Genomic DNA, 3269 nt, shown 5'->3' on the forward strand with positions numbered 1-3269 from the left:
GAGTTCGACGACGTCGCCTTCTACTCCGCCGGGCACCGCGCAGATCTCATCGACCCGGCGTACCCCGGACGGATCTCTGCGCAGGTGGACGACGACGTCGAGGCTGACTGCGACCGTGGGAACGACGAACGCCGAGGAGATGTTCGCCCCGGCCAGCAGCGGCAGAGTGCAGATCTTCGTGATCGCCGCCCGGGCAGAGTTCGCGTGGATGGTGCCCATCCCGGGCAGCCCAGAATTCAACGCCACGAGGAGGTCGAGGCTCTCGGCCTCTCTGACCTCGCCGACGATGATGCGCGTCGGCCGCATCCGCAGCGCCTCTTTGACGAGGGCACGGAGGGTGACTTCGCCGGTGCCTTCCAATGAGGGCTGGCGACACTGCATGGGGACCCAGTCGCGGCTGGGCAGATTGAGTTCGAAGACCTCTTCGCAGGAGATCGTGCGTTCACGGGCCGGAATCGAGCCGGCCAAGGCGTTGAGCATCGTCGTCTTGCCCGCCTGAGTGGCCCCGGAGACAAGGATATTGGCCCCACTGGCCACGGCAGCGTCGAGGAACTCGGCGGCCCCGGCCGTCAGCGATCCATGCGCGATCAGATTGGCGAGATTGCGCGGTCGGGCGATGAACTTGCGGATATTCACGGCCGGATGGGTGCGAGTGATATCGGGCAGCACCACATGCAGACGGGACCCGTCGGGCAGGATGGCGTCGACGAAAGGCTGCGACAGATCGACGCGGCGGCCCGAGGTGCGCAGCATCCGCTCGATGAGGTCATCGAGTTCACCGGTGCTGAGCTTCGTCGTCGTCAGCTGATGGATTCCGTCGACGGCGATGAACACCTCGCTCGGCGAGTTGACCCAGATCTCTTCGACGTGCGGATCATCGAAATAGTCCTGCAGGGCACCGAACCCCGAGAGCTGATGATCGATATGGCGGAACGTCGCCTCTTTGTCCTCGAGTACGGGGAGATCGGCGACGAGGCTGCGCTCGTCGTATTCGGCGATGACGGTGCGAATGAGCTCGCGAGAGCGCTGAATTTCGGCGCGGGGATCCACATCGAGATCTCTGATCCGTTTGTGGACCTCGCTGGTGATGACTTCGGTGGCTTCCACTCTGAACCCTTGCCCGATCATTCAATAGACAGCGTGATTTGCTGTTTAACCTATCTGTAGTCGAATGAAGAATCTAGTGAAAAACCAAATCTGTGGATAACGGAGAATCGGTTCGGCAAATGCCCGCCGTGTAGTTTCACGAATGTCACTATGGGGGCTTTTCGTCTTGCGCGGGGGTGGGTTTCGATCTTTATTTTCCTCACCAGTCTTCGTGTGAAGCGATGTGAGCCGCGCCGCCGGCGGGATGAATGAGATCTCCCGCCGGCGGCGCTTTTGTTCCTGTCGGCACCGGGTGTTCGCGAGCCGGAATCATTTAATACAATGGAGACCGTGAAAAACAATCGGGAGCACTCAGACGGCGATTCCGCAGCGCTCGGGCCCGAGCCCGCGGCTCCACAGGCCGACCTGAGCCCGGCAGTCGTATTCGTCCATGAGCACCTCGTAGCGCAGGCTGGAGCCGTGACGATCTCGGCGCTGGCGGCGATGACCGGACTGCACCAGAACACCGTGCGCGAACACCTCGACCAGCTCGTCGAAGCAGGTGCCGCCACAAAGACGAAGGCTCCCTCCTCGGGTCGCGGGCGTCCCGCCTGGTTGTACCGGGCGATCGGATCGCCGAAGACCGGGTCCTCGGAATACCTCGGCCTCGCCTCGGTGCTGGCCGCGCAGATCGATCGCACGAGCATGAACCCGCGCGCAGACGGGATCGCGGCCGGCCTCGACTGGGGCCGTGACCTCGCTCGCGAGGTCGCGCAGAATCGTGCCGACGCCGAGGAGCACACGCCCGCGGATGAGCGCACCCCCGCCGAGGAGACTCTCGCTCTCCTCGACACCCTCGGTTTCGCGCCCGAATCCGTGACTTCAGACGCCGAGGCGATTCTGTCCGACAAACGGGCCCCTGGTGCAGACGTACACAGCTTCCGGCTCACCCGGTGCCCGCTGCTCGAGGCGGCACACGAATACCCCGACATTGTCTGCGGCGTCCACCTCGGCCTGGTCCGCGGTGCCCTCGAGGTCTTCGGTGACCCCGCTGCCGAATCCGAGCTGGACCCGTTCTCCGAACCCGGAGCCTGCCGTCTGCACCTGAGCGACGGCGCGTCCGGAAGCACACATCCATGACTCGCCGCCTCGTCTTCCTCATCCCCGGAGCCCTGGCGCTCCTTGCCGGACTCGATGCGGCCCTGCTGCTGCTCGGCGTCTGGGCCCCGGTCGATGCTGCCTCGCTGCCCGACCTCCACGGCATCCTCATGGTCTTCGGATTCCTTGGCACCCTCATCGCTTTGGAGCGCTCCGTCGCCCTGGCCAAACCCGCAGGCTTCATCGCACCCGCTCTGCTCGGACTCGGCGCGATCGCGGTCCTCACCCCGGCTCCGCTCATCGTCGGCCAGATCGGCCTGCTCGCCGGCAGCCTCGCCTTCACCCTGCTCTACATTCCCCTGTTCAGACGCAACTTCGACGACGCAGTGCTCGTCCAAGCCCTCGGTGCGGCGATGCTCACGGCCGCGGCGCTCATGTGGATGGGCGGTGTGCCGGTCTCCGGTCTCATTGCCTGGCTGACCGGCTACGTCGTCCTCACCATCGCCGCCGAGCGCCTCGAACTCGCGCGCATGAGCATCAGCTCTCCGGCCGTGGTGGTCTTCCGCCTCCTCGTCGGACTCTTCTGCCTCGCGCTGCTCGCCTCGCTGCTGTGGCCTGGCGTCGGTATGACCGTCATCGGCGTCGCGCTGCTCACGCTCGTCGCCTGGCTGCTCATCAACGATGTCGCCTGCCGCACCTGGCGCGCTCCCGGCCAGCCGGGGTTCATCGGCACCTGCCTCATGGCCGGGTACGTGTGGCTGGCCGTGGCCGGACTCATCTGGGTCCTCGGAGGCCCGCCGACAAGTGTCCGCGCCATGGACGCGACCATCCACGCGGTATTCCTCGGCTTCGCGATCTCGATGATCATGGCCCACGCCTCGGTCATCCTGCCCGCTGTGCTGCGAATCCGCCTGCCCTACCACCGCGGCTTCTATATCCCCGCCGCGCTCCTGCATCTCAGTCTCATCCTGCGCATCGGTCTCGGCAACGGCCTCGACCTTGACTGGGCCCTGCGCTGGGGCGGAGTCATCAACGTCATCGCCCTGCTCGGATTCGCGCTCATGGCAGCCGCCTCGGCGATCACC

Annotated in this window: 3 protein-coding genes; 2 read left to right on the forward strand and 1 reads right to left on the reverse strand. The window is 65.3% G+C overall.

Features of this window, described 5'->3' with window-relative positions; all coding sequences use genetic code 11:
- The coding region (locus tag AD89_RS0117205; RefSeq protein WP_025780833.1) for a CpaF family protein at positions 1–1107 on the reverse strand (1107 nt) is incomplete at its 3' end.
- Positions 1108–1437: 330 nt separating this feature from the next.
- Here AD89_RS0117205 and AD89_RS0117210 point away from each other — a divergent pair.
- Together AD89_RS0117210 and AD89_RS0117215 are read left to right on the forward strand one after the other, a co-directional pair.
- Positions 1438–2226, forward strand: coding sequence for a helix-turn-helix transcriptional regulator (locus AD89_RS0117210; RefSeq protein WP_035321432.1), 789 nt, complete (start codon positions 1438–1440; stop codon positions 2224–2226).
- Positions 2223–3269: hypothetical protein (locus AD89_RS0117215; RefSeq protein WP_025780837.1), on the forward strand; the 1047-nt coding region annotated here is incomplete at its 3' end. The genes AD89_RS0117210 and AD89_RS0117215, both read left to right, overlap by 4 nt.

It is taken from the genome of Brevibacterium sp. VCM10, assembly GCF_000583215.1.
Classification (GTDB): Bacteria; Actinomycetota; Actinomycetes; order Actinomycetales; family Brevibacteriaceae; genus Brevibacterium; species Brevibacterium linens.